This window comes from Bacillus cereus group sp. BfR-BA-01355, assembly GCF_022663675.1.
Classification (GTDB): Bacteria; Bacillota; Bacilli; order Bacillales; family Bacillaceae_G; genus Bacillus_A; species Bacillus_A thuringiensis_S.
The window spans coordinates 1-223 of sequence record NZ_JAKUFY010000469.1 but is presented as its reverse complement, the minus strand read 5'-3'; the positions used below and the strand labels follow the sequence as shown (position 1 = coordinate 223).

Below are 223 nucleotides of genomic sequence, written 5' to 3'. Positions count from 1 at the left end.
TGGAAGTTGTTGATTATTAGAAGAACCTTGTCCTTTTTCTGGTAAATTAGGTTTTTCTACTCCTTCACCTGGCTTCTCTGTTCCTTCACCTGGCTTCTCTGTTCCTTCACCCGGCTTTTCTGTTCCTTCACCTGGTTTTTCTGTTCCTTCACCTGGTTTTTCCGGACCTTTTTCTGTATCTTTTTTATTTGTAATTTGAAGCTTTACAACTTCAATTTTTTCA

At 38.1% G+C, this 223-nt stretch carries 1 pseudogene; it reads right to left on the bottom strand.

Annotated features, from left to right (window positions below):
* Positions 1-223, bottom strand: a pseudogene (locus MR167_RS32515) (MSCRAMM family protein); the annotation flags it as partial.